Origin of the sequence: Leifsonia sp. T36S-04 (assembly GCF_042465655.1) — a bacterium.
Classification (GTDB): domain Bacteria; phylum Actinomycetota; class Actinomycetes; order Actinomycetales; family Microbacteriaceae; genus Leifsonia.
The window spans coordinates 1,335,510-1,360,592 of record NZ_CP146286.1 but is presented as its reverse complement, the minus strand read 5'-3'; the positions used below and the strand labels follow the sequence as shown (position 1 = coordinate 1,360,592).

Sequence of the window (25,083 nt, the reverse complement as noted above, 5' to 3'; positions counted from 1 at the left end):
CAGGGCCCAGAGGCGGCGACGACACTCTCTGTCGGAGGTCCGCCGTAGCATCGCACCGTGGCTGACCTCGACGACGTGCGGAGGACCGCCGCGCGGCTCCCCGGCAGCGAGGAGCGCGCGACGACCGGCGGTGCCGCCTGGTTCGTCCGCGGCAAGCTGTACGCGTGGGAGTGCCACCCGTGGCCGAGCATCCCGGCAGACATGCGCGCGATCATCGCGGCCGAGCTCGTTGTCGGGGTGAAGGTCGCCGACCAGCTGGATGCGCTCGCCCTCGTCGAGATGGCACCCTCGGTGTTCCTCCGCACGACCACCCCCTGGGGCGAGCCGAAGGTCGCGTTCCGAATGGGCGCCATCGACGACGACCATCTCGGCGAGCTCGTCACGGAGGCGTGGCGCGTGCAGGCGCCGAAGTATCTGCGCCGCGAGTTCGACGACCTCGGCGACCGATCAGCCGAGCGGGGTTCCGACGTCCTGTAGCGGCGACGGCCGGGCGCGGAGCACACTGGGCGTAGCCGGCCACACCGAACGTTGGGAGCTTCACCGTGACTAACCACACGTACAGAGTGATCGAGATCGTGGGCACATCGCCCGAGGGGATCGATGCGGCGATACGCAACGGGATCGAGCGCGCCGCGAAGAGGATCCGCGAGGTCGACTGGTTCGAGGTGACCGACACCCGGGGTGAGGTCGAGGACGGACGCGTCGCCCACTTCCAGGTCACCCTGAAGGTGGGCTTCCGGCTCGAAGAGCTCTCGGACTAGTCCGCCCGGGTCCGGTCAGTCGTTGTCGCCGCCGGTCGTGTCGATCCGCGTCGTCCGCTCGCCGCCGCCCCACGTCCACTCGGCCACCTCCGGGATGTCCTCTCCGTGCTCGCGCGTGTACTGGCGGGCGCGCAGGCGCGCATCCTGCATCTCCTGACGCAACCCCGCCTCGCGCGAGGCGAGCCCGGGGACGCGGTCGATCACGTCGATGACCAGGTGGTACCGGTCGAGGTCGTTGAGCATCACCATGTCGAACGGGGTGGTCGTCGTCCCCTCCTCCTTGTAGCCGCGCACGTGGAGGTTGTCGTGGCCACGCCGACGGTAGGTCAGGCGGTGGATGAGCCAGGGATAGCCGTGGTAGGCGAAGATGACCGGCTTGTCCGTGGTGAACAGTGCGTCGTATTCGCGGTCGTTCAGGCCGTGTGGATGCTCCTGCTCGTCCTGCAGGCGCATCAGGTCGACGACGTTGACCACCCGCACCTTCAGGTCGGGCAGCCGGCGGCGCAGGATGTCGGCGGCCGCGAGGGTCTCGAGGGTCGGGATGTCGCCCGCGCACCCGAGCACCACATCCGGCTCCTCCCCCTCCACCTCGGTACCGGCCCACGGGAAGATGCCGATGCCGCGCGTGCAGTGGGCGACGGCGTCGTCCATGTTCAGCCACTGCGGCGACGGCTGCTTGCCCGCGACGACGACGTTCACGTAGTCCACCGACCTCAGGCAGTGGTCGTAGGTCGAGAGCAGCGTGTTCGCGTCGAACGGCAGGTAGACGCGGACCACGTCGGCCTTCTTGTTGACGACGTGATCGATGAACCCGGGGTCCTGGTGCGATGCGCCGTTGTGGTCCTGCCGCCAGACGTGCGAGCTGAGCAGGTAGTTCAGCGACGAGACCGGACGCCGCCACGACACCTCGCCGGCCGACTTCAGCCACTTGGCGTGCTGGTTGAACATCGAGTCGACGATGTGGATGAACGCCTCGTACGACGTGAAGACGCCGTGCCGTCCCGTCAGCAGGTAGCCTTCGAGCCAGCCCTGGCACTGGTGCTCGCTGAGCACCTCCATCGCGCGGCCCTGCGGCGCCAGGTGGTTGTCGGAGTCGATGGGCAGATACTCGGCGTTCCACTGCTTGCCGGTGGCGTCGTAGACCGCTTGCAAGCGGTTGGAGGCCAACTCGTCCGGCGCGAACAGGCGGAAGTCGTGAGGATTGGCGACCATGACATCCCGGAACCACGCGCCGAGCACCTGCGTGGCCTCGGCCACGGCTTCGCCCGGGACGGGCACCTCGACGGCGTAGTCGCGGAAGTCGGGGAGGCGCAGGTCGCGCCGCAGGAGACCTCCGTTGGCCACCGGGTTGGCGCTCATCCGTCGCTCCCCCTCGGGAGCCAGACCGGTGATGAGCTCGATCGGACGGCCTTCTGCGTCGAACAGCTCCTCCGGGCGGTACGAGAGCATCCACTCCTCGAGCAGCCGGGTGTGCGCCTCGGTGTCGCGCGCGTTCGCGAGCGGCACCTGGTGCGAGCGCCAGTTGTTCTCGGTCGGGTGGCCGTCGATCTCGGCCGGGCACGTCCATCCCTTCGGCGTTCGCAGGATGAGCATCGGCCAGGTCGGCCGTGCGTCGAGTTCGCCCGCCTTCGCTTCGCTCTTGATCGCGGCGATCCGGTCGAGGATCTCGTCGAGGATGGCCGCCATGCGCTTGTGCACCTCGCGCGGGTCCTCGCCGTCGAAGCCGCCGGACACGAGGAACGGCTCGTAGCCGTAGCCGCGCATCAGGTCGAGCAGCTCGGACTCCGGGATGCGCGCCAGGACCGTCGGGTTCGCGATCTTGTAGCCGTTGAGGTGCAGGATCGGCAGGACAACGCCGTCCTGCTCCGGGTTGAGGAACTTGTTCGAGTGCCAGGCGGTCGCCAGCGGGCCGGTCTCGGCTTCGCCGTCGCCGACCACCGCCGCGACGAGCAGGTCGGGGTTGTCGAAGGCCGCGCCGTACGCGTGCGAGAGCGCGTACCCCAGCTCGCCGCCTTCGTGGATGGAGCCCGGCGTCTGCGGCGCCGCATGGCTCGGGATGCCGCCCGGGAACGAGAACTGCCGGAACAGCCTGCGCAGCCCGTCCTCGCTCTGGTCGATCGCGCTGTAGACCTCGCTGTACGTGCCGTCGAGGTATGCGCTCGCCACGACTCCGGGTCCGCCGTGGCCGGGGCCGGCGACGAACAGCGTGTTCAGGTCGCGCTCCCGGATGGCCCGGTTGAGGTGCGCGTAGATGAAGTTGAGCCCCGGCGTGGTGCCCCAATGCCCCAGCAACCGCGGCTTGATGTCGTCCCGCGACAGCGGCCGGCGGAGCAGCGGGTTGTCGAGCAGGTAGATCTGCCCGACCGAGAGGTAGTTGGCCGCCCGCCACCAGGCGTCCAGCCGGTCGAGCATCTCCTCGCTCAGTGCTCCGGTGCCGGATGCAGTGGTCGTATCGGTCATCGTGCTCCCTCCGGTCCCCCCTGGCTGCGCGCAGTCCGCGTCCGGGTGCGGGGTGGCTTGTCGCGCAAGCCTACGACCGGTCCGCTCCGAACAACAGACGTGGAGACGACGATGGTGGAGACGGGTGCCGGCCGGGTGACCGTGCGGCGAACTCCGGGTGAATCCGGCGCGCGCGGGCCGGCCGTGGCGACCATCCTGCTGCACGGAGCGGCGGGATCGTGGACGACCTGGGCGCCGCTGATCGATGCGGCGGAGGCCGAGCGCGGTGCACCCATCGGTGACCTGGTGATCCCGGATCTGCCGGGCTGGGGCGACTCCCCGGCGGATGTCTCCCGTCTGGATGCGCGCGCGCTGGCGGACGCTGTCGCAACGGTCGCGCGGGCACTCGGCTACCGGCGGTGGCGGCTGGTCGGGCACTCCCTCGGCGGCTTCGTGGCGCTGGAACTGGCCGCCGCAGAACCCGAGGCGACCGAGTCGGTCACCCTGATTTCGGCGACGACGTTCGGTGCGCGTGCGGATTCGGCCGGACGGCTCCGGCTGTTCGCGGCCTACATGCCTCTGATGCTGCTGGATGCGGGGATGCGCGTCCTCGCAGGGCTCGGTGCAGCGGGCCCGCGCCTGATCCGCGCACTCGATCGCGCCGGGCTGCTCGGGCTCCTCGTCTCTCCCCTTTTCGCACGCCGGGTGCCGGGTGTGGAGCACGAGCTGGGCCGGGATGTGCGCCCGCGGGCGTTCGTGCGCGCCGTGGCGAGCGCGCGGCAGTACGCGGCGGCCGAACGCTGGGGACGCATCCGGTGCCCGGTGCTCGCGATCCACGGCGATCGTGATGTGTTCGTGCCCCGGGGCGACGATGCGCGGCTCGCGTCGGTCGTGCCGGACCTGCGCACGGTGGTCCTCCCGCGGACCGGGCACTTCGCGCACGTCGAGCATCCGTCGCTCGTCGCCCGGCTGTGCCTGGGCGGACACTCGGGTGAGGAATCGTGGCTGGTGTCGGGGGCGCGCGCTAGCGTCGTCGCATGAGCGACACAGTGGTCCGCCCGGTCGATGACGCGGTCTGGGACGATCTCACGACGGTCTTCAGCACTCCCGGCGACCCCCCGGGATGCTGGTGCCAGTGGTTCAAGGTGCCCCGCTCGCGCTTCGACGAGCTCTCCCGGGCTGACCGGGCGGAGCGGCTGCACGAGCAGGTGCGAACCGGATCTCCCGGCGTCCTGGCCTGGATCGACGGGGAGCCCGCCGGGTGGGCGGCAGTCGAGCCGTACACGGCCTACACGACCCTGGCGCGGTCGCCGATCACGAAACGGCTCGACGGCGATCCGACCGACCCGTGGGCGGTGACCTGCTTCGTGGTCCGGGCGGAGTTCCGGCGGCAGGGGGTGGCGCGCTCGCTCCTCGACGGCGCCGTCGCCCACGCCCGCGCACAGGGTGCCGACGTGATCGAGGGATACCCGGTCGATCCGGAGGTCCGGCCCTCGATCTCGACGGCCGAGCGGTACCACGGCACCGTCTCGCTGTTCCGCGACGGCGGCTTCGACGTCGTGCGGCGGCCGAGCGCGATCCGGGCGATCATGCGCCGGACGCTCTGACCGCATCCACTTGCGCCGGTCCCGGTAGGCTCGACCGGTGAGCTCCACCCGTCGCGACCGCCTCGTCGGCGCGGGCACCCAGGTGGCGACGGAGGTCAGCATCAACTTCGGGTCGTCGGTGGCCGGGCTGCTCATCCCGGTCGTCGGATCGATCGTCGTCGTGGCAGCCCGCCAGGTCGTCACGGCCGCCGCGGTGCTGCCGTTCTACCGGCCGAAGCGGGCCGAGCTAACGTGGCGACGGCTCTGGCCCGCCCTCGCGCTGGGCGTCGTGCTGGCCGCGATGAACCTCAGTTTCTACGAAGCCGTCGGTCGGCTCGGTCTCGGCATCGCGGCGACCATCGAGTTCCTCGGCCCGTTCGCACTGGCGCTCGTCGGTTCGCGACGGCTGCTGGATGCGGCATGCGCGGTCGCCGCCGCCGCCGGAGTCCTCCTGCTGACGGCGACCGAGGGCGCCATCGACCCGGTCGGCGTCGCGCTCGCGCTGACGGCGGCGGCCGCGTGGGCCGCCTACATCCTGCTGACGCGCCAGGTCGCGACCCGGCTGCCCGGCCTGGAGGGCCTCTCCGTGGCGAGCGTCGTATCCACGGTGCTGACCGTCCCGCTCGCGCTGATCGTCGTCGACTACAGCCGGCTCGACCTGCGCATCCTTCTCATGCTGCTGGCGCTCGGGGTGCTGTCGTCGGCGATCCCGTACAGTCTCGACACGTTCATCCTGCGCCGCCTCACCGCGCGGCTGTACGCCGTCATCACCAGTTTCGGACCGGTCATCGCGACGGTGTTCGGGGTGATCGTGCTCGGGGAGCGCTTCTCGCTCGTGCAGCTCGTCGGCATCCTCATCGTCTGCGCGGCCGCCGGCGTCGCCATCGCCACGCAGCGCGAGCAACCGCGTTCCGACCTCGAACAAACCGCCGAGGCCGTCCCCTGACCCTTCCCCCGCACCCTGACGCCGCGCCGAGATGCGCCTTGTGGCGGTTATTCGGCCGGCATTCCGACCATTACTCTCACCTCGACGGAGCGGAAGCGTCGGAGCGGAAGCGTCGGAGCGAAGGCTCAGGAGAGGATGTCTTTGGTGGTGAAGCGGCCGACGGCGAGGGCACCGAAGACCGCGATATAGCCGAGCTGTAGCAGGGCGTTGTTGCCGAAGGAGTCCCACGCGATCGGATCGCGCAGGAAGTCGCCGAAGCCGAGCCAGTAGTGGCTGAACAGCCACGGGTGCAGCCCCTCCAGCTGCGGCAGCTGGTCGAGCACTTGCGAGAACACGGCCAGTACGGCGGTCGCCGCCATCGCGCCCACGGGAACGTCGGTGAGCGTCGATAGGAACAGCCCGATCGCGCACAGCCCCAGCAACGACACGACGATGTACAGCGCGATCAGCAGCAGCCGCAGGTACGCCTCTCCGAGCCCGACCTGCACGTCGGAGAGGAGCGTCACCGGGCCGATCGGGAACAGCAGCATTCCGATCAGCGCGCCCGCGACCCCGACCACCAGGGCCGCGGCGACGCAGAACACCGCGCAGCCGGCGTACTTCACCCCGAGGAGCCGGAGCCGCCCGGCCGGCGCGATCACCAGGTAGCGCAGGGTTCCGTGACTCGCCTCGCCCGCGATCGTGTCGCCGGCCACCACGCCGATCGTCAGCGGCAAGAACAGCGGCACGCACACCACGAGTGCGGTAAACGCGACGAACAGGCCGTTGCTGCTGATCTCGCTGAGGAAGGCGGGCCCGCGCGAGCTCCCGCCCGTGATGCGCACGGCGACGGCGATCAGGATGGGCACCGCCGCCAGCGCCGCGAGCATCGCCCAGGTGCGCCACCGGCGGAACATCACCGACACCTCCGAGCCGAGCAGCGCCCAGCCTCCCGATGGCCGCTCGCGACGAGCAGCGACTGAACGCAAACCCTCGGGAGGTGCCACGGTGAGCTGCTCACTGCTCGACATCGAAACCCTCCCCGGTGAGTTCCACGAAGCGCTCCTCGAGGCTGGAGGCCCGCACGGCGAAACCGCGCAGGCGAACTCCCTCGCCGACCAGCGCCGCCGCAAGCTCCTCGGCGGGGGGCGCGGACTCGGAGAGCGCCGCCTCCACCCCTCCCGCGGCCGCATCCGCGTGCAGTCCGAAGCGCGCGAGCACCGAGACGGCGAGCGGAACGTCGGGCGTCTCGACGGCGACGCGCGGTCCGGATCCGCGGCGGAGCTCATCCAGCGACCCCTGCGCGACCAGCCGGCCGGTGCGCATGATCGCCGCGTGCGTGCAGACCTGCTCGATCTCGGCCAGCAGGTGGCTGGACACGAAGACGGTCGTCCCCTCGTCGGCCAGCGACCGGACCAGCGACCGCACCTCGCGCGTGCCCTGCGGGTCAAGTCCGTTCGTCGGTTCATCGAGCACCAGGAGGTCGCGGTCGGTGAGCAGCGCCCCCGCGATGCCCAGCCGCTGCTTCATCCCCAGCGAATACGCCCGGACGTGCTTGCCCGCGGCGTGCGACAGGCCGACGCGTTCGAGCGCCGCATCGACGCGTGCCCGCCGGGTGGCCCCCGGAGCGTACCGGTCGGCCGTGTCCCGCCGCAGCAGGTTCGCGGTCCCGGAGAGATACGGCGCGAACGCCGGCCCCTCCACCAGCGCGCCTACGCGCGGGAGGACGCGCGCGCCGCGGTCGGGCATCGGCTCACCGAGCACCTGGATGGATCCGGCCGACGCGGACACGAGGCCCAGGAGCATCCGGATGGTGGTCGTCTTGCCGGAGCCGTTCGGTCCCAGGAAGCCGAACACGGAGCCCCGTGGCACGTGCAGGTCGAGGCCGTCGACGACCGCCCGCGACCGGAAGCGCTTGGTGAGGCCGCTGGTCGCGATGGCCGCGTCGGTCACTGCCCGGCTGCGTTCGCCGCCGCCTGCAGCACGGACACCGGGACCGCACCGGCCAGCACCCGGCCGTCCGACGTGAGGAGCACGGACACCAGCGACGAACTGAGCGCGCGTCCGCCGTCGACCGGCTGGGTCAACTGGGCGAACAGCGGGTCGTCGGCGATCGACGCGGGTGCCGAGCCCGCTGGGAGCGCGACGACGGTCGCCCATCCCTCGCCGGTCACGGTCGGCCGCGGATGCGTGCCTTTCGCCTGCGTGCCCTTCGCCTGCGGGTCGTCGCCGCGGGACGGCAGCGACTGCTCGGTAACGGTGGCGCCCTTCGGCGGGCTGAAGCGGAACAGCGACGCGTCCGGCTTCTGATCGCTGAACTGCGTGAAACCGGCCTCGAACGCGGGGGCGCTCGCTCCGCGGGCGCTGACCGCGACCTTCAGCGGGATGCCGGTCCGCCCATCCACGGCGATCGAGACATGGCCGACGAGCGTCTGGTCGGCCTTCGGCGTCAGGACCAGGTCGTAGGCATCGCGGCCCGCGACCGAGACCGTGCCACCCAGGGTCACGGCCGTGGAGGGGTCGACGGCGTCGAGGAAGCGCTGGGCGAGCTGAGACGGTGTCAGCGTCGTCTCGGGAGCGGTCGCATCCGGTGCCGGCGCAGCCTTCTCGTGTGCGGGAAGGGTCGCGTGCGACACCTTCTCGCCCGCCGACTGGTACAGCCACACGTCGGATCCGTTGCGGATCGCATCCCGCTCGGCCAGCTTGTCGAGCACCTGGACGCGAACGTGCGTCGGACCGTCGACCCACACCTTGGCGGTGTGGTCGGCCAGGGCGAGTTCGAGCAGGTCGGCGGCGCTGGCATCCTGTGACCCGCGGGAGGTCGACGGCAGGCTGGGCAGGCCCAGGTCGGAGCTCTGCTCGACGGTTCCTGAGAACGACCGGGTGTCGCTGGAGGCGACCAGGCGCAGCACGTCCGACGGCGACTTCACGGGCAGATCTGCGGCGCCTGCGGCCAGCGGGGTCACGATCGCAGCGGTCGCGATCGCGACGGGGATGGCGACGGCGGGCGCCCAGCGCATCCAACGGTGTTCCATAGCCCGAGGATACGCTCGGCGACCCCCATCCGACCCTCCGGATTGGCTGGCAGAACGGGAGTTCATCCCCTGGTACGACGCCGCGTCATCCTGTCGGCCGATACGCCTGCCCGCAGCACCGGGGACGCAAAAGGGCCCCGCACGAAGCGGGGCCCTTTCGACCGGTGCTACAGGACGTCGCCGACCCGGTGCACGCGGATGTCGTTGGTGGTTCCGGGGATTCCGGGAGGGGAACCGGAGATGATGATCACCTTGTCGCCGTCGACGGCACGGCCGGTCGACTTGAGGGCCTCGTCCACCTGCGCCACCATCTGGTCGGTGTGCGTGACCCGGCCGACGACGAAGGACTCGACGCCCCAGAACAGCGACATGCGGCGGCGCACCGACTCCTCCGGCGTGAACGCCAGGATCGGGATGCGGCTGCGCAGACGCGCCATACGGCGGGCCGACTCGCCCGACTCGGTGAACACGCAGAGGAACTTCGCCTCGACGAAGTCCGCGACCTCGACGGCGGCGAGCGTGATCGCACCGGACTGCGTGCGCGGACGCGTGCCGAGCGGCAGGATGCGCTCCAGACCGTGCTCCTCGGTGGAGGTGACGATCTTGGCCATGGTCTGCACGGTGACCGTCGGGTACTCGCCGACGCTCGTCTCGCCGGAGAGCATGACCGCGTCGGCGCCGTCGAGCACGGCGTTCGCGACGTCGGACGTCTCTGCGCGGGTCGGGACCGGGCTCGAGATCATGGACTCGAGCATCTGCGTCGCGACGATGACGGGCTTCGCCGCACGACGGGCCAGCTCGACCGCACGCTTCTGCACGATCGGCACGGCCTCCAGCGGCAGCTCGACACCCAGGTCGCCACGGGCGACCATGATGGCGTCGAACGCCTCGATGATCTCCTCCAGCGCATCCACGGCCTGCGGCTTCTCGATCTTCGCGACGACGGGGACCTTGCGGCCCTCCTCCGCCATGATCTCGTGGACGCGATCGATGTCGGCCGCGTTCCGCACGAACGACAGGGCGATCAGGTCGGCACCGAGCTTGAGGCCCCAGCGGAGGTCGGCCTCGTCCTTGTCGGACAGCGCCGGGACGTTCACCGCGACACCCGGCAGGTTGATGCCCTTGTTGTTCGACACCGGGCCCGCGACGATGACCTCGGTGGTGACGACCGGGCCGTCGACCGCGATCACACGCACTCGGACCTTGCCGTCGTCGATCAGCAGGAAGTCGCCCGGCTTGACGTCGTTCGGGAGGCCCTTGAACGTCGTCGAGGAGATCTCACGGGTGCCGATGATGTCTTCGGTGGTGATCTTGAAGATGTCACCCTCGGCCAGCTCGTAGGGACCGGCCTCGAACTTGCCGAGGCGGATCTTGGGGCCCTGAAGGTCGACGAGAACGGCGACCGGCTTCCCGGCGTCGTCGGCGGCCTTCCGCACGTTGGCGTAGACCCCCTCGTGCACGTCGTAGCTGCCGTGGCTGAGGTTCATCCGCGCCACGTCCACACCCGCGTCGATGATCGCGCGGATGTTGTCGTAGCTGGAAGTCGCCGGCCCGAGGGTCGCGACGATTTTGGCCCTTCTCATGCGTGTGTTCGCTCCGTGATTCTGCGCCGACGGCGCGTGTTTTCGTGGTGGGCGCCCGGTCGTGCGGACAGTGCCTCGTTCAGACGAGGATGCCGCGGTCGGTGGGACGGATCGGAGACGGCAACTGCGTCTCCCCTTCAAGATACCGGTCAACGGCGGCTGCCGCTGCCCGGCCTTCTGCGATAGCCCACACGATCAGGGACTGGCCGCGGCCTGCGTCGCCTGCGACGAACACGCCCTCCTGGGTGGTCTGGTAGTCGCCGTCGCGCGCGACATTTCCGCGCGCATCGAACGGCAGGCCGAGCTGAGCGGAGATGTCGTCCTGCTCCGGCCCGGTGAAACCGAGGGCCAGAAGGACCAGGTCCGCCGGGATTTCGCGCTCGGTCCCGGCCTTCGGCACGCGTCGTCCGTCGAGGTACTCGGTCTCGGCCACGCGCAGCGCGCGCACCTCGCCGAACTCGTTGGAGAGGAACTCGACAGTCGACGCCAGGAACTCGCGCTTGCCGCCCTCTTCGTGCGCCGACGAGACCTCGAACAGCGTGGGGGTCACCGGCCAGGGCTGGTGCCCGGGGCGCTCCGACGGCGGCTGCGTGCCGATGGCGAGGTTCGTGACGCTCGCCGCACCCTGGCGGTGGGCCGTGCCGATGCAGTCCGCGCCGGTGTCGCCGCCGCCCAGGACGACGACGTGCTTTCCGTCCGCCGTGATCTGACCGGAGACCTGGTCACCCGCGCCCGCCTTGTTCTGCTGGACGAGGTACTCCATGGCGAAGTGGACGCCGGAGAGGTCACGGCCCGGGATCGGGAGGTCACGCGGAACCAGCGCTCCGGTCGCGACGACGACGGCGTCGTACCGGGCGCGCAGGTCGTCCCAGGTGATGTCGACGCCGATGTTGACCCCCGCCCGGAAGCGGGTGCCCTCGGCCATCATCTGGTTGAGACGCGCCTCGAGGTGCTTCTTCTCCATCTTGAAGTCCGGGATGCCGTAGCGGAGCAGGCCGCCGATGCGGTCGTCCCGCTCGTAGACGGCGACCGTGTGGCCCGCCCGGGTGAGCTGCTGCGCGGCGGCGAGGCCGGCGGGGCCGGAGCCGACGACGGCGACCGTCTTGCCGGTGAGGCGCTCCGGCGGGTGCGGCTGCACCCAGCCGTTCTGCCACGCCTGGTCGATGATCGAGACCTCGACCTGCTTGATCGTCACGGCGGGCTGGTTGATGCCGAGCACGCACGACGACTCGCACGGGGCCGGGCACAGGCGGCCGGTGAACTCCGGGAAGTTGTTGGTCGCGTGCAGGCGGTCGATCGCCTGGCGGCCCTCCCCGCGCCACATCAGGTCGTTCCACTCCGGGATGAGATTGCCCAGCGGGCAGCCGGAGTGGCAGAACGGGATGCCGCAGTCCATGCAGCGGCCGGCCTGCCGCCGCAACTGCGCCGGGTCGCCCGCTTCGTAGACCTCTTTCCAGTCCATGAGCCGGACGGAGACGGGACGGCGCTTGGGCAGCTCCCGCTCGGTCGTCTTCAGAAAACCCTTAGGGTCAGCCACCGGTCACCTCCAGGATTCGGTTCCACACGATGTCGCCGTCGGGGTCGAGGCCCTCGTCGACGGCCTCCTGTCGCATCTGCAGCACCGCGGCGTAGTCCCGCGGGAGCACCTTCACGAACTTCGCGACGGTCGTGTCGAAGTCCGCCAGCATCCGGGCGGCCAGAGCCGAACCGGTCTCGGCCGCGTGCTGCTCGAGCAGGTCGCGGACGATCTCGATGTCGGCGCTGCCGAGCGGCAGCAGTTCGAGCTCGCCGCTGGCCAGCGACTCGCGGTTCACGCGGTTCTTCTTCAGGTCGTACACGTAGGCCGTGCCGCCCGACATCCCGGCGCCGAGGTTCCGCCCGGTGCCGCCGAGGATCACGGCGAGGCCACCGGTCATGTATTCGAGCGCGTGGTCGCCGACGCCCTCGACCACCGCGGTCGCGCCCGAGTTGCGCACCAGGAAGCGCTCGCCCACGATGCCGCGGATGAACATGCTCCCCTGCGTCGCGCCGTAGCCGATCACGTTGCCCGCGATCACGTTCTGCTCGGCCGGGAACACGCTGTCCCGCGGCGGCCGGACGACGATCTGGCCGCCGGAGAGTCCCTTGCCGACGTAGTCGTTGGAGTCGCCCTCCAGCCGCAGCGTGATACCCGACGGGAGGAATGCGCCGAGCGACTGCCCCGCCGAACCGGTGAGGCTGATGTCGATCGAGCCCGTGGGCAGACCGTTCTCGCCGTGCCGCAGCGTGACCTCGTGGCCGAGCATGGTGCCGACCGCACGCTCGGTGTTGCGGATCGGGAGGCTGAGCTCCAGATGACCGCCGCCGGCGAGCACGTCCTGCGCGGCCTCGATCAGCTGCACGTCGAAGTGGTGTTCCAGCTCGTGGTCCTGCGCGCGCCCGTTGCGCCGGGGCGCCTCGGGGCCGAACGAGGGACCGTGCAGGATCGGCGAGAGGTCGAGGCCGGACGCCTTCCAGTGGTCGATGGCACGGTCCACGTCGAGGAGCTCGGTGTGGCCGACCGCTTCGTCGAGCGTGCGGAAGCCGAGGGCGGCGAGGTACTCGCGCACCTCCTCCGCGATGAACTCGAAGAAGTTGATGACGAACTCCGGCTTGCCGGCGAATCGCGCCCGCAGCTCCGGGTTCTGCGTCGCGACGCCGACCGGGCAGGTGTCGAGGTGGCAGACGCGCATCATGACGCAGCCCGAGACGACCAGCGGAGCCGTGGCGAACCCGAACTCCTCCGCCCCGAGCAGGGCGCCGATGATGACGTCGCGTCCGCTCTTCAGCTGCCCGTCGACCTGGACGACGACGCGCTCGCGCATCCCGTTCAGCATCAGGGTCTGCTGCGTCTCGGCGAGGCCCAGCTCCCACGGGGTTCCCGCATGCTTCAGCGAGTTCACCGGTGACGCGCCCGTTCCGCCGTCGTGGCCGGAGACGAGGATGACGTCGGCCAGCGCCTTCGCCGTGCCCGCAGCGACCGCGCCGATGCCGGACTCGGAGACGAGCTTGACGTGGATGCGGGCACCCGGGTTGGCGCGCTTCAGGTCGAAGATGAGCTGCTTGAGGTCTTCGATCGAGTAGATGTCGTGGTGCGGGGGCGGCGAGATGAGCCCGACCCCGGCCGTCGCGTGCCGGGTCCGCGCGACCCAGGGGTACACTTTGGTGGGCGGCAGCTGGCCGCCCTCCCCCGGCTTGGCGCCCTGGGCGAGCTTGATCTGGATGTCCTGGGCGTGCGTCAGGTACATCGACGTGACGCCGAACCGGCCGGATGCGACCTGCTTGATCGCGCTGCGCCGCTCCGGGTCGAGCAGGCGGTCGAGGTCCTCTCCGCCTTCACCCGTGTTGGACTTCGCGCCGAGCCGGTTCATCGCGATGGCGAGGGTCTCGTGGGCCTCCTGCGAGATGGAGCCGTAGCTCATCGCGCCCGTGGAGAACCGCTTGACGATGGAGGAGACCGACTCGACCTCCTCGAGCGGCACCGGCGGGCGCTCGCCCTCCTTGAGCCGGAACATGCCGCGCAACGTCATCAGCGACTCCGACTGGTCATCGACGAGCTTGGTGTACTCGCGGAACACGTCGAAGCGGCGCGTGCGCGTCGCGTGCTGCAGCCGGAACACCGTCTCGGGGTTGAACAGGTGCGGCGAGCCGTCGCGGCGCCACTGGTACTCGCCGCCGGTGGCAAGGCGCTCGTGAGCGAGCGCGGCGCCCTCGGAGGGGTAGGCGCTCTCGTGGCGTGCCAGGTTCTCGGCCGCAATCACGTCGATCCCGACGCCGCCGAGCTTGCTGGTGGTGCCGGTGAAGTACTGGTCGACGAACTCCTGGCTGAGTCCGACCGCCTCGAACGCCTGTGCTCCGGCGTAGGACGAGACCGTCGAGATGCCCATCTTGGACATGATCTTCAGCACGCCCTTGCCGAGCGCCTTGATGACGTTCTTGACGGCCTTCTCCGGAGTGATGCCGGTGATCATCCCGCTGCGGACGAGCTCCTCGCAGGTCTCCATCGCCAGGTAGGGGTTGATCGCCGAGGCGCCGTAGCCGATCAGCAGCGCGACGTGGTGAACCTCGCGCACGTCGCCGGCTTCGACGATGAGACCGGCCTTCATGCGGGTCTCGGAGCGGATGAGGTGGTGGTGCACCGCGGCCAGCATCAGGAGCGACGGGATGGGCGCCAGGTCCTTCGTGGAGTCGCGGTCGCTCAGCACGATGAACTGGGCGCCGGCGGCGATCGCCTCGTCGACCTCGTCGCACATCTCCGCCAGGCGGCGCTCCAGCGCATCCGGGCCCGCGTCGGACCGGTACAGACCGCGCACCGTGGTGGTGAGCGTGCTGCCGATCCGTGGATCGATGTGCTGGATCTTCGCCAGTTCGTCGTTGTCGATCACCGGGAAGTCGAGCACGACCTGCTTGGCGTGCTCCGGCCCCGCCGTGAGCAGGTTGCGCTCCGGGCCGAGGCCTAGCTTCAGCGAGGTCACGACCTCCTCGCGGATGGAGTCCAGCGGCGGGTTGGTGACCTGCGCGAACTGCTGGGCGAAGTAGTCGAACAGCAGACGCGGGCGCTCGGAGAGCACCGCGACCGGAGTGTCCGATCCCATCGCGCCGAGCGGCTCGGCGCCGGTGGTCGCCATGGGCTTCAGGAGGATGCGGACCTCCTCCTCGGTGTAGCCGAAGGTCCTCTGCCGGCGCACGATCGACGCCGGGGTGTGGACGATGTGCTCGCGCTCCGGGAGGTCCTTCAGGTTGATCCGGCCCTCATCGAGCCACTCGCCGTAGGGCGCTCCTGCGGCCAGCTCGGACTTGATCTCCTCGTCCTCGATCAGGCGGCCCGCGACCGTGTCGACCAGGAACATCCGGCCGGGGCGGAGCCGTCCCTTGCGCACGACGCGGCTCGGTTCGATGTCGAGCACGCCGATCTCGGAGGCGAGCACGACGAGGCCGTCGTTCGTGACGACGTAGCGGCCGGGACGCAGTCCGTTGCGGTCCAGGGTGGCGCCGACCAGGGATCCGTCGGTGAAGACGATCGCGGCGGGGCCGTCCCACGGCTCCATGAGCATCGAGTGGTACTCGTAGAACGCGCGGCGGACGGGGTCGATCTCGGTCTGGTTCTCCCAGGCCTCCGGCACCATCATCATCACGGCGTGCGGAAGCGGGCGCCCGCTCAGCGAGATGAGCTCCACGACCTCGTCGAAGGACGCGGAGTCAGACGCGCCCGGGGTGACCACGGGGAGGATCGGGCTGAGGTCGCCGAGGAGTTCGCTCTCGAGCTGCGACTGCCGGGCGCGCATCCAGTTGCGGTTGCCCTGCACGGTGTTGATCTCGCCGTTGTGGGCGATCATGCGGAACGGCTGGGCGAGCGGCCACGACGGGAACGTGTTCGTGGAGTAGCGCGAGTGCACCAGCGCCAGCTTCGACGCGAAGCGCTCGTCGGAGAGGTCGGGGTAGAACGGCTCCAGCTGGAGGGTCGTGACCATGCCCTTGTAGACGATGGTGCGGCTGGAGAGCGACGAGAAGTACAGGTCGAGCTCGCGCTCCGCGCGCTTGCGCAGGAAGAAGGTCTGGCGGTCGATCTCGATCCCGGAGACGGGCTTGCCCTCGGCATCCACGCGCGTGGAGGCGACGAACAGCTGCTCGATCACCGGCATCGCCTGGCGCGCGAGCGTGCCGAGCTCGTCCGGCCGCACCGGGACCGCGCGCCAGCCGAGGACGGTCAGTCCGTGCTCCGCGGCGATCGCCTCGAGCGCCGACTTGATCTCGGCACGCTCGTCCTCGCCGCTGGGGAGGAAGGCGTTGCCGACCGCGTAGCGCCCGGCGGCCGGGAGGTCGAAGCCCGCGACCGCACGGAGGAACCCGTCCGGAATCTGGGTGATGATGCCCGCGCCGTCGCCGGTGCCGGCGTCCGACCCGACCGCACCGCGGTGCTCCAGGTGACGGAGCGCCTCGAGCGCGGCGTCGATGATGTCGTGCCCGGCGGTACCGCGGAGCGTCGCGACCATGGCGAGGCCGCAGGCGTCCTTCTCGTGGGCAGGGTCGTACAGGCCCTGGGGGCCAGGCACGGTCCCGAAGCGGGAATGGGGAGGCGTGAGCGCCATCTGTCGACCGTCCTCACAGTGTCGTGGATGTGGGGATGCTGAGTGCGGGGACGCCTTCGGCCCGATGCTGGGAGGGGTTCCGCCGCTGCGCCTGGTCCGGGTGCGGCCAGGCTCTTCGTGCGGTCAGTGCGTGGGATCGCCTCGACGGTTGTTACTTCTGGCCGTCGGGAATCATCCGTTCGTGGGGCTTGTGGCCTTGGCCGAAGCGGACCCGGCAGGCACACCGTCTGCGTCGGCGGTGTCCTCGTCCTCCAGGTCCGTGTCGTCAGAGTCTACCTCAGCATCCGGACGGACCCATTCACGACCCGGCCGGTACGGGCTGGGCTCGAGTCCCGGGTGCCGGGACGACTGCACGTAGAAGATGACGAGACCGAGCACGACGGCGACGAACGCGGCCCACACGTTGGTGGGGATGCCCAAGAGGGAGAACTCGCTCGGGTCGATGCGGATCGACTCCAGGTACGAGCGCCCGACGCCGTACCAGATGAGGTAGAGCGCGAACAGCTTGCCCCACTGCAGGCGGAACTTGCGCTCGATCAGCACCAGCAGCACGACGCCGATGACGTTCCAGATGATCTCGTAGAGGAAGAGCGGCTGGAACAGTGTCCCGTCGGGGAGGCCGACCGGGATCGCCTTGTTGCCGGAGTCGATCTGCAGACCCCACGGGAGGTCGGTGGGCAGGCCGAACAGCTCCTGGTTGAACCAGTTGCCGAGGCGGCCGACCGCCTGGGCGAAGAGCAGCGCGGGGGCCAGGGCGTCCGCGAAGGTCCAGAAGCGGATACCGGTCCAGCGGCAGCCGATCCAGGCGCCGACGGCACCGCCGAGCAGCGAGCCGAAGATGGCGTTGCCGCCCTCCCAGATCGCGAAGACCTTCCCGGGGTCGGCGCCCGGGTAGAAGTAGTCGCCCGGGTGCGTGAACACATGGTAGAGCCGCGCACCGATGATGCCGAGGACGACGACCGGGATGAGGATGTCGAGCACCACGCCCGGCTCGGCCCCGCGCTTGGTCAGGCGGCGCGAGGTCCACATCGCGGCGATCACGATCCCGATCAGGATCATGATCGCGTAGGTCTGGATGCGCCAGTGCAGCCCGAAGATGTCGATCGGGATCTGCTGCCACTCCGGCCCGGGGCTGGGAATGCTGGCGTACCAGCTGCTCATGGTCAGGGTCACCCGAGGACTCTCTTTCGATCAGGTTGGGGGATGCGGCGACGCATCGCGCGCGACAACAGTTTAGGACGCGGTCAGGGGCGGATCGTGCCGCGGGCGAGCGTTGCGGCGACGCGGCCCGCCTCGGCGACGCCGCCGTCGCCCAGCGCCTTGACGAGAGCGGAGCCGACGATCGCGCCGTCGGCGTACTCCAGGACCTCGGCCACCTGCGCCGACGAGGAGATGCCGAGCCCGACGCAGGTGCTGGTGGCGCCGGCCTCACGCAGGCGGCCGACGAGCGTGCGCGCCGCCGCATCCACATCCGTCCGGGCACCCGTGATGCCCATGGTCGACACCGCGTAGACGAACCCGCGGCTCGCGTCGACGGCCTGCTTGAGCCGCACGTCGGTCGAGCTCGGCGCCGCCAGGAACACGCGATCGAGGCCGGCCCGGTCGGAGGCGGCGAGCCAGTCGGAGCCCTCGTCCGGGATGAGGTCGGGCGTGATGAGACCGGCTCCCCCGGCCGCCACCAGATCGTCGGCGAAGCGGTCGACGCCGTACTGCAGCACCGGGTTCCAGTAGGTCATCACCAGCACCGGGATGTCGACCTGCGCGGTGATCTCGCGGACGGCGGTGAAGCCGTCGCGCAGCCGGAAGCCGGCGCTCAGCGCCTGCTGCGTGGCCGCCTGGATGACGGTGCCGTCCATGACCGGGTCGGAGTAGGGCAGGCCCAGCTCGATGACGTCGACGCCGTTCTGCGCCAGGGCGACGGCGGCATCCACACTCGTCCGCAGATCCGGGAACCCGGCGGGCAGGTACCCGATCAGGGCACCGGCGGCGTCCGAGTTGCGCCGCGCGATCGTGTCGGCGACGCGGCTCTCGACCACGGCGCTCACGACTGCACCGCGTCCGGGTCGAGCAGCTCGAAGTAGCGTCCGGCGGTCTCCATGTCCTTGTCGCCGCGGCCGCTGAGGTTGACCAGGATGGTGCTGCCGGGCCCCAGCTGACGGCCGAGGACCAGAGCGCCCGCGAGGGCGTGGGACGACTCGATGGCCGGGATGATGCCCTCGGTGCGGCTCAGCAGGCGCAGCGCGTCCATGGCGTCCGCGTCGGAGACCGGGAGGTACTCGGCGCGGCCGATCGCGGCGAGCCACGCGTGCTCGGGACCGACGCCCGGGTAGTCGAGGCCCGCCGAGATGGAGTGCGACTCGATGGTCTGGCCGTCCTCATCCTGCAGCAGCATCGACCGGGCGCCGTGCAGCACGCCCGGGCGGCCCTTTGTGATCGTGGCGGCGTGCCGCGGGGTCTCTGCTCCCTCGCCGCCCGCCTCGTAGCCGACGAGCCGCACATCCTCGTCGTCCAGGAACGCGTGGAAGATGCCCATGGCGTTCGAGCCGCCGCCGACGCAGGCGACGACGGCGTCGGGCAGCCGGCCGGTGAGTTCGAGCACCTGCTCGCGCGCCTCTTCTCCGATGATCTTCTGGAGGTCGCGGACCATCGCCGGGAAGGGGTGCGGACCCGCGACGGTCCCGAAGATGTAGTTGGTGTGCTCGACGTTGGTCACCCAGTCGCGCATGGCGTCGTTGATCGCGTCCTTGAGCGTGCGGGAGCCGGTCTTGACCGCTATCACCTCGGCGCCGAGCAGGCGCATCCGTGCCACGTTGAGCGCCTGGCGCTCGGTGTCGACCTCGCCCATGTAAATGGTGCACTCCAGGCCGAAGAGCGCTGCGGCGGTCGCCGTGGCGACACCGTGCTGGCCGGCGCCGGTCTCGGCGATGACCCGGGTCTTGCCGATGCGCTTGGTGAGGATGGCCTGGCCCAGCACGTTGTTGATCTTGTGCGATCCGGTGTGGTTCAGGTCTTCGCGCTTCAGGATGATGCGCGCGCCGCCCGCATGTTCGGCGAAGCGCGGCACCTCGGTGATGATCGAGGGACGGCCGGTGTAGCTGCGGTGCAGCTCGTCCAGTTCTGCGTGGAACGCGGGATCGGCCTTCGCCTCCTCCCACGCCGCGGACAGCTCGTCGAGCGCTGCGACCAGCGACTCGGGGACGAACCGCCCGCCGAAGTCGCCGAAGTACGGACCCTGCTCAGTGCGGAGGGACATCAGACTCCCAGGAATTCTCCGAGCGTGGCGACGGGGTCGCTCGTGACGAGCGCCTCGCCGACGAGCACCACATCGGCGCCTGCCGCCCGGTAGTGCGCGACATCGCCGGCCGACTTCACGGCAGACTCCGCCACGCGGATGACGCCGGACGGGATGCTGTCGGCCAGGCGGCCGAACAGGTCCCGATCCAGCTCGAACGTTGTGAGGTCGCGGGCATTCACGCCCACCAGACCGGCCCCGGTGTCGAGGGCGCGGCTGAGCTCGTCGGCCGAGTGCGCCTCGACCAGCGAGGTCATCCCCAGCTGCGTGATCAGGTCGTGCAGCTCCGTCAGACGGCGCTGGTCGAGCGCCGCGACGATGAGCAGTACCAGGTCGGCCCCTGCCGCGCGGGCCTCGAACACCTGGTAGGGATCGGTGACGAACTCTTTGCGCAGCACCGGGATGGACACGGCGTCGCGGACGGCCTCCAGATCGGCGAGCGACCCGTGGAACTTGCGCTCCTCCGTCAGGACGCTGATCGCGCTGGCACCGCCGGTCTCGTACGAGACGGCGAGGGCCGCCGGGTCCGGGATCGCCGCGAGCGACCCGCGGGACGGGCTCGCCCGCTTCACCTCGGCGATGATCTTGACGCGGTCGGCCGGAGCCAGTGCGGTCAGGGCGTCGAGCGCCGCCGGACGAGCGAGCGCTTCCGCCTCGACGACCGCGAGCGGTCGCTCGGTGCGCCGCCGCTCAGCGTCTTCCAGCGCGCCGGCGACGAGGTCGGCGAGCACGGATCAGTGGCCCTTCGGCGTGTACTTGGAACCGCCCACTCCATAGCCCGCGCGCTTCATGACCCCACCGACGATCAGGCCGACGATCGCAAGTGCCGCAGCCGCCCAGACGATGACCGGGGCGTCGTAGAAGAACGCGACCGCGCCGATCGTGAACGCGACCAGCATGATGATCACGGCCGTCCATGCCGCCGGCGAGTGACCGTGGCCTGGCTCCGTCGAACCCTGCTCCGCCGACACGTGATCGACTGACTCGCTGCTCATGGGACTCCTGCGTGTCGGGTGCGCGCCGTATGACGCGCACGGGGATGGAACGCCACCAGTCTAGTGGTTCACCGCGTCGGGTCGTCGCCCCGGGTGAGCTCATCCCAGCTGTCGATGGCGGTGTCGCGGTCCAGCGCAGCGGGGCCGTCGGATGTGGCGCCGGGCGTGTCATCGGCGTTGCCGACCGACGGCACCTCGTCCCCCCGGTCCGTCCCGGACGCCTCGGAGAGGACCTCGTCCGCAGGGCGACCGTCCTCGCCGGCGAATCTCGTCTGGTACTTGCGCGACGACCCTGGCCACAGCCGGGCGAACACGACGGCGGCCGCGGCGGCCAGGACGATCAGGGCGCCCGCGACCATCGCGAGCCACGGCCAGAACTGGGTCTCGACCGAGTGGACGAGGTGGCGGATGGACGCATCCCCGGCGATTCCGGTGGCCGTCGTGATCGCGGACGCCGACGCGCGCACCGCATCCGACACCGCCGTGATCGCGGAGATCAGCACGGATACGCCCAGGAGGACGCCGAGCACACCGAGGACGATGCGGAAGACGGGACCGGCGATGGCCAGAGCCGCGGTGAGCGCGAGCCCCGCCAGCGCCAGCGCGGTCAGCGCGGGCGCGGCGACGGAGCCCGCGACCGTGATCGTGCTCGAGTGGTTGGCGGTGTCCGTCAGACGGATCGTGAACCACGGCTGGGTCGCGGCGAGCAGCGCGAGTCCGCTGCCCACGACAAGAAGCAGCATCGTGAGGTACTTCGCGCGACGGCCGGCGCTCTGACTATTCGGCACAGGAGACCCGTTTCATCGCGTTCGCGACCGCGACCGCGCGCAACGGCGCCGCCGCCTTGTTCTGCGACTCCTGGAATTCGCTCTCGGGCACCGAATCGGCGACCAGTCCCCCGCCGGCCTGGACGCGCGCCACGCCGTCCATGATGGTCGCGGTCCGGATCGCGATGGCGAGGTCGGCGTCCCCGGCGAAGTCGAAGTAGCCGATCACGCCGCCGTAGACGCCGCGCTGCGCCGGCTCCAGCTCGTCGATGATCCGGAGCGCCATCGGCTTGGGCGCGCCCGAGAGCGTCCCCGCCGGGAAAGTCGCCCGGAACACGTCGATCGCGCTGGCATCCGGCCGCAGGTCGCCCTCGACGGACGACACGATGTGCATGATGTGGCTGAACCGCTCGATCCGCATGAACTCCGTCACCTCCACCGTGCCCGCCTCGCACACCTTGAGCAGGTCGTTGCGGGCCAGGTCGACGAGCATGAGGTGCTCCGCGCGCTCCTTGTCGTCGGCGAGCAGCGAGGCCTCGAGTTCGAGGTCCGCCTCCGGGGTGGCGCCACGCGGACGGGAACCGGCGATGGGATGCGTGAACGCGCGCCCCTCCTGCACCTTCACCAGCGCCTCCGGAGACGAGCCGACGATCTCGTAGTGCTCCCCGCCGGGCTTCTCCAGCGAGAGCAGGTACATGTAGGGGCTCGGGTTGAGCGCACGCAGGACGCGGTACACATCCAGGGCCGGTGCGGTGCACTCCAGTTCGAAGCGCTGCGAGATGACGACCTGGAAGATGTCGCCGTCGATGATGCGCTGCTTGGCCGTGACCACGGCCGCCAGGAAGTCCTCGTGGCGCGTGCGCGACACCGGGTCGGCGGGCGTGCCCAGGTCGACGTCGGCGAGCCATGCCTCCGACGGCTGGGCGAGCTCGCGCTGCATCCGGTCGAGGCGCTGCTGGGCGTCCGCCCACAGCGCGTCGGCGTCGTCGGTGCCGTCGGCGAGCGCGTTGGCGATCAGCTTCACGGTGCCCGAACGGTGGTCGACCACGACGAGATCGGCGACGAAGGCGAGCGCCTGACCGGGCACATCCACGTCCGCCGGCGGGGCATCCGGGAGCCGTTCGATCTGGCGGATCGCCTCCCAGCCGATGAAACCGACGAGGCCGCCGGTCAGGGGCGGGAGGCCCGGGATGCGCGGCGTCTGCCACCGCGCGTGCAGCGCGGCGAGAGCCTCCAGGGGGCGGAGGGAGGCGGCGCTGCCGAGTGCCCGCTCGGCCGGCAGTCCGTAGTCGAGCCAGAGGACGTCCTCCCCGGCCTGGGTGAGCACGCCGAACGACGCGGCCCCGACGAACGAGAAGCGCGACCAGATGCCGCCCTGCTCGGCCGATTCCAGGAGGAAGGTGCCCGGCCGTCCGGCCGCGAGCTTGCGGTAGATGCCGACAGGGGTCTCACCGTCGGCGAAGAGCTCGCGGATGACGGGCACGACCCGGTGATCCGTGGCGAGGGCGTCGAACTCGGCCCGGCTCGTCGTGGCGGCGGCCGTGTCGATCTTCGTGGCGGCACTCACAGGTCGGCCGCCTCGATGTCGGGACTCGCGCCGATCGCCGGGTCGAGCACATCCGCATCGAAGCAGGTGTGCGTACCGGTGTGGCACGCCGCTCCGATCTGGTCGACCGTCACCAGCAGCGTGTCGCCGTCGCAGTCGAGCGCGGCGCCCTTCACGTACTGCACGTGGCCCGACGTGTCGCCCTTGCGCCAGTACTCCTTGCGGGAGCGCGACCAGAAGGTGACGCGGCCCTCGCTCATGGTGCGCCGGAAGGCCTCCGCGTCCATCCAGCCCATCATGAGCACCTCGCGGGTGTCCCACTGCTGGATGATCGCGGGCACCAGGCCGGCGTCGGTGAAGCGGATGCGCTCCAGCACCGCGTCCGTCGTCGAGTTCGTCGAGTTCGTGGTGGCGTTCATCGGCGCACCTCCATCCCGGCCGCAGCCAGTTCGTCCTTCACCTGGTCGATCGTGAGTTGCCCCTGGTGGAACACGCTCGCGGCGAGCACGGCGTCCGCACCCGCCTGGATCGCCGGCACGAAGTCCTCCACGCGGCCCGCGCCGCCGGAGGCGATGACGGGCACGCTGCTGAGGCCACGCATCGCGCGGATGAGCTCCAGGTCGAAGCCCTCCTTGGTGCCGTCGGCGTCGATGGAGTTGACCAGCAGCTCCCCCGCGCCGAGCTCGATCGCGCGCGCCGCCCACTCCAGCGCATCGAGGTCGGTCTCGGTGCGTCCGCCGTGCGTGGTGACCACGAAGCCGGAGGGGGTAGCCGCCGAGCGCTTCACATCCAGCGACAGCACGAGCACCTGTGCGCCGAAGCGGCCGGCGATCTCGGAGATCAGCTCGGGACGCGCGATGGCCGCCGAGTTGACGCCGACCTTGTCGGCCCCGTGACCGAGCAGCTTGGCGACGTCTTCCGGACTGCGCACGCCGCCACCGACGGTCAGCGGGATGAAGACCTGCTCGGCCGTCGCACGCACCACGTCGTAGGTGGTGGCGCGGTCGTCCACGGTGGCGGTCACATCGAGGAAGGTCAGTTCGTCCGCGCCCTGCTCGAAGTACTTCGCGGCCAGTTCGACCGGGTCGCCCTGGTCGCGGAGGTTCTGGAAGTTGACCCCCTTCACCACGCGGCCCGCGGCCACGTCGAGGCAGGGGATCACCCGGACCGCGACGCCCATCAGATCCGCGCCGCGTGGATGGAGGTGACCAGGATGGCGCGCGCGCCCAGCTCGTACAGGTCGTCCATGATGTGGTTGGTCTGGTCGCGCTTGATCATGACGCGGACGGCCACCCAGTCGGGCTCGCCCAGCGGGGACACCGTCGGCGACTCGACGCCGGGAGTGAGCGCGACCGCCTTCTCTAGCAGCGCGACCGGCAGGTTGTAGTCGATCAGCACGTACTGGCGCGCCACCATGACGCCCTGCAGCCGGCGCACCAGCGTGTCCACGCCAGCAGCCGGAGCCTGCGACGAGATCAGCACCGCCTCCGATTCGAGGATGACGGGGCCGAAGATCTCGAGTCCCTGCTTGCGGAGCGTCGAACCCGTCTCGACGACGTCGGCGACCGCGTCCGCCACGCCCAGCCGCACCGCCGACTCCACCGCTCCGTCGAGCTTGATGAGGGTGGCGCTGACGCCGTGCTCGCCGAGGAACGCCCCGACCAGACCGGGGTAGCTCGTGGCGACCCGCGTGCCCTCCAGGTCGGCCAGTTCCGTGAAGACACCGGCCGGGCCCGCGAAGCGGAACGTGGAGGCGGCGAAGTCGAGCCCCTCGATCTCTGCGGCGGGTGAGCCGGAGTCGAGGAGGAGGTCGCGCCCGGTGATCCCTACATCGAGCGCGCCCGAACCGACGTAGGTGGCGATGTCGCGCGGGCGTAGGTAGAAGAACTCGACGCCGTTGCGGGCGTCGGTGACGATGAGCTCCTTCGGGTCGCGGCGGCCGACATAGCCGGCCTCGTGCAACATCTGCGCTGCAGTCTCGGAGAGGGAGCCTTTGTTGGGGACGGCGATCTTCAGCATGGTGAAGTCTTTCGTGTGATCGAACGAG

General features: G+C 70.3%; 22 protein-coding genes. 5 read left to right on the top strand and 17 right to left on the bottom strand.

The annotated features are described in order from the left end of the window. Positions 1 to 57: 57 nt before the first annotated feature. Together P3F85_RS06620 and P3F85_RS06615 are read left to right on the top strand one after the other, a co-directional pair. Positions 58 to 477: an MmcQ/YjbR family DNA-binding protein gene (locus P3F85_RS06620; protein ID WP_374010450.1), complete on the top strand. Its 420-nt coding sequence runs from the start codon at positions 58 to 60 to the stop codon at positions 475 to 477. Between the two features lie 65 nt (positions 478 to 542). After that, on the top strand, positions 543 to 761 hold the full coding sequence (locus P3F85_RS06615) for a dodecin (protein ID WP_374010449.1): 219 nt from the start codon (positions 543 to 545) through the stop codon (positions 759 to 761). Positions 762 to 776: 15 nt separating this feature from the next. On the opposite strand, the gene P3F85_RS06610 is transcribed toward P3F85_RS06615, so the two are convergent. Next, positions 777 to 3,221 carry a phosphoketolase gene (locus P3F85_RS06610; protein ID WP_374010448.1) on the bottom strand — a complete coding sequence of 815 codons (2,445 nt, stop codon included), beginning with the start codon at positions 3,219 to 3,221 and terminating at the stop codon, positions 777 to 779. Positions 3,222 to 3,332: 111 nt separating this feature from the next. On the opposite strand from P3F85_RS06610, the gene P3F85_RS06605 reads away from it, so the two are divergent. The 3 genes from P3F85_RS06605 to P3F85_RS06595 are packed head-to-tail and all read left to right on the top strand — an operon-like array spanning position 3,333 to position 5,732. Further along, a complete protein-coding gene (locus tag P3F85_RS06605; protein ID WP_374010447.1) occupies positions 3,333 to 4,241 on the top strand; it encodes an alpha/beta fold hydrolase in 909 nt (302 codons plus the stop codon). Continuing rightward, complete coding sequence (locus tag P3F85_RS06600; protein WP_374010446.1) at positions 4,238 to 4,807, top strand: N-acetyltransferase family protein; 570 nt, start codon at positions 4,238 to 4,240, stop codon at positions 4,805 to 4,807. The genes P3F85_RS06605 and P3F85_RS06600 overlap by 4 nt, the downstream gene beginning before the upstream one ends. Before the next feature lie 37 nt (positions 4,808 to 4,844). Then, positions 4,845 to 5,732 (top strand): DMT family transporter, encoded by an 888-nt coding sequence (locus P3F85_RS06595; RefSeq protein ID WP_374010445.1) that lies wholly within the window; start codon positions 4,845 to 4,847, stop codon positions 5,730 to 5,732. A 125-nt stretch (positions 5,733 to 5,857) separates the two neighbouring features. Here P3F85_RS06595 and P3F85_RS06590 read toward each other — a convergent pair whose 3' ends face one another. The 16 genes from P3F85_RS06590 to hisG all read right to left on the bottom strand — a co-directional run bounded on the left by P3F85_RS06590 (position 5,858) and on the right by hisG (position 25,055). Next, a complete protein-coding gene (locus P3F85_RS06590; protein WP_374010444.1) occupies positions 5,858 to 6,742 on the bottom strand; it encodes an ABC transporter permease in 885 nt (294 codons plus the stop codon). Beyond that, positions 6,729 to 7,664: an ABC transporter ATP-binding protein gene (locus P3F85_RS06585; protein ID WP_374010443.1), complete on the bottom strand. Its 936-nt coding sequence runs from the start codon at positions 7,662 to 7,664 to the stop codon at positions 6,729 to 6,731. Before P3F85_RS06585 ends, P3F85_RS06590 begins: the two co-directional genes overlap by 14 nt. Continuing rightward, on the bottom strand, positions 7,661 to 8,746 hold the full coding sequence (locus tag P3F85_RS06580; RefSeq protein WP_374010442.1) for an outer membrane lipoprotein carrier protein LolA: 1,086 nt from the start codon (positions 8,744 to 8,746) through the stop codon (positions 7,661 to 7,663). The genes P3F85_RS06585 and P3F85_RS06580 overlap by 4 nt, the downstream gene beginning before the upstream one ends. A 167-nt stretch (positions 8,747 to 8,913) precedes the next feature. Then, the gene (gene pyk / locus P3F85_RS06575) at positions 8,914 to 10,329 is read right to left on the bottom strand and encodes a pyruvate kinase (protein WP_374010441.1); all 1,416 of its coding nucleotides are present in this window, start codon (positions 10,327 to 10,329) and stop codon (positions 8,914 to 8,916) included. 79 nt (positions 10,330 to 10,408) lie between these two features. Next, positions 10,409 to 11,866: a glutamate synthase subunit beta gene (locus tag P3F85_RS06570; protein WP_374010440.1), complete on the bottom strand. Its 1,458-nt coding sequence runs from the start codon at positions 11,864 to 11,866 to the stop codon at positions 10,409 to 10,411. Then, complete coding sequence (gene gltB, locus P3F85_RS06565; protein ID WP_374010439.1) at positions 11,859 to 16,436, bottom strand: glutamate synthase large subunit; 4,578 nt, start codon at positions 16,434 to 16,436, stop codon at positions 11,859 to 11,861. The genes P3F85_RS06570 and gltB overlap by 8 nt, the downstream gene beginning before the upstream one ends. 171 nt (positions 16,437 to 16,607) lie before the next feature. Then, complete coding sequence (lgt, locus tag P3F85_RS06560; protein ID WP_374010887.1) at positions 16,608 to 17,597, bottom strand: prolipoprotein diacylglyceryl transferase; 990 nt, start codon at positions 17,595 to 17,597, stop codon at positions 16,608 to 16,610. An 83-nt stretch (positions 17,598 to 17,680) separates the two neighbouring features. After that, a complete protein-coding gene (gene trpA / locus P3F85_RS06555) occupies positions 17,681 to 18,481 on the bottom strand; it encodes a tryptophan synthase subunit alpha (protein ID WP_374010438.1) in 801 nt (266 codons plus the stop codon). Further along, positions 18,478 to 19,689, bottom strand: coding sequence for a tryptophan synthase subunit beta (gene trpB / locus P3F85_RS06550; protein WP_374010437.1), 1,212 nt, complete (start codon positions 19,687 to 19,689; stop codon positions 18,478 to 18,480). The genes trpA and trpB overlap by 4 nt, the downstream gene beginning before the upstream one ends. After that, on the bottom strand, positions 19,689 to 20,459 hold the full coding sequence (gene trpC, locus P3F85_RS06545; RefSeq protein ID WP_374010436.1) for an indole-3-glycerol phosphate synthase TrpC: 771 nt from the start codon (positions 20,457 to 20,459) through the stop codon (positions 19,689 to 19,691). Before trpC ends, trpB begins: the two co-directional genes overlap by 1 nt. Positions 20,460 to 20,462: 3 nt before the next feature. After that, positions 20,463 to 20,723: a DUF6704 family protein gene (locus tag P3F85_RS06540; RefSeq protein WP_374010435.1), complete on the bottom strand. Its 261-nt coding sequence runs from the start codon at positions 20,721 to 20,723 to the stop codon at positions 20,463 to 20,465. A gap of 68 nt (positions 20,724 to 20,791) precedes the next feature. Continuing rightward, a complete protein-coding gene (locus tag P3F85_RS06535) occupies positions 20,792 to 21,511 on the bottom strand; it encodes a Trp biosynthesis-associated membrane protein (protein ID WP_374010434.1) in 720 nt (239 codons plus the stop codon). Next, positions 21,501 to 23,057, bottom strand: a complete 1,557-nt coding sequence (locus P3F85_RS06530) for an anthranilate synthase component I (RefSeq protein ID WP_374010433.1) — start codon at positions 23,055 to 23,057, stop codon at positions 21,501 to 21,503. Before P3F85_RS06530 ends, P3F85_RS06535 begins: the two co-directional genes overlap by 11 nt. Then, positions 23,054 to 23,455, bottom strand: coding sequence for a phosphoribosyl-AMP cyclohydrolase (gene hisI, locus P3F85_RS06525; RefSeq protein ID WP_374010432.1), 402 nt, complete (start codon positions 23,453 to 23,455; stop codon positions 23,054 to 23,056). Before hisI ends, P3F85_RS06530 begins: the two co-directional genes overlap by 4 nt. Beyond that, positions 23,452 to 24,216 carry an imidazole glycerol phosphate synthase subunit HisF gene (gene hisF, locus P3F85_RS06520; protein ID WP_374010431.1) on the bottom strand — a complete coding sequence of 255 codons (765 nt, stop codon included), beginning with the start codon at positions 24,214 to 24,216 and terminating at the stop codon, positions 23,452 to 23,454. The genes hisI and hisF overlap by 4 nt, the downstream gene beginning before the upstream one ends. Then, positions 24,216 to 25,055, bottom strand: a complete 840-nt coding sequence (gene hisG / locus P3F85_RS06515; RefSeq protein ID WP_374010430.1) for an ATP phosphoribosyltransferase — start codon at positions 25,053 to 25,055, stop codon at positions 24,216 to 24,218. Before hisG ends, hisF begins: the two co-directional genes overlap by 1 nt. Between the last annotated feature and the right edge of the window lie 28 nt (positions 25,056 to 25,083).

What these genes read in the sequence shown, in the direction of transcription:
- P3F85_RS06610 (WP_374010448.1), bottom strand. Translation starts at nt 3,221, where the DNA reads ATGACCGATACGACCACTGCATCCGGCACCGGAGCACTGAGCGAGGAG.
- P3F85_RS06605 (WP_374010447.1), top strand. Translation starts at nt 3,333, where the DNA reads ATGGTGGAGACGGGTGCCGGCCGGGTGACCGTGCGGCGAACTCCGGGT.
- P3F85_RS06600 (WP_374010446.1), top strand. Translation starts at nt 4,238, where the DNA reads ATGAGCGACACAGTGGTCCGCCCGGTCGATGACGCGGTCTGGGACGAT.
- P3F85_RS06590 (WP_374010444.1), bottom strand. Translation starts at nt 6,742, where the DNA reads ATGTCGAGCAGTGAGCAGCTCACCGTGGCACCTCCCGAGGGTTTGCGT.
- P3F85_RS06580 (WP_374010442.1), bottom strand. Translation starts at nt 8,746, where the DNA reads ATGGAACACCGTTGGATGCGCTGGGCGCCCGCCGTCGCCATCCCCGTC.
- pyk (WP_374010441.1), bottom strand. Translation starts at nt 10,329, where the DNA reads ATGAGAAGGGCCAAAATCGTCGCGACCCTCGGGCCGGCGACTTCCAGC.
- gltB (WP_374010439.1), bottom strand. Translation starts at nt 16,436, where the DNA reads ATGGCGCTCACGCCTCCCCATTCCCGCTTCGGGACCGTGCCTGGCCCC.
- lgt (WP_374010887.1), bottom strand. Translation starts at nt 17,597, where the DNA reads ATGAGCAGCTGGTACGCCAGCATTCCCAGCCCCGGGCCGGAGTGGCAG.
- trpB (WP_374010437.1), bottom strand. Translation starts at nt 19,689, where the DNA reads ATGTCCCTCCGCACTGAGCAGGGTCCGTACTTCGGCGACTTCGGCGGG.
- P3F85_RS06540 (WP_374010435.1), bottom strand. Translation starts at nt 20,723, where the DNA reads ATGAGCAGCGAGTCAGTCGATCACGTGTCGGCGGAGCAGGGTTCGACG.
- hisI (WP_374010432.1), bottom strand. Translation starts at nt 23,455, where the DNA reads ATGAACGCCACCACGAACTCGACGAACTCGACGACGGACGCGGTGCTG.
- hisF (WP_374010431.1), bottom strand. Translation starts at nt 24,216, where the DNA reads ATGGGCGTCGCGGTCCGGGTGATCCCCTGCCTCGACGTGGCCGCGGGC.
- hisG (WP_374010430.1), bottom strand. Translation starts at nt 25,055, where the DNA reads ATGCTGAAGATCGCCGTCCCCAACAAAGGCTCCCTCTCCGAGACTGCA.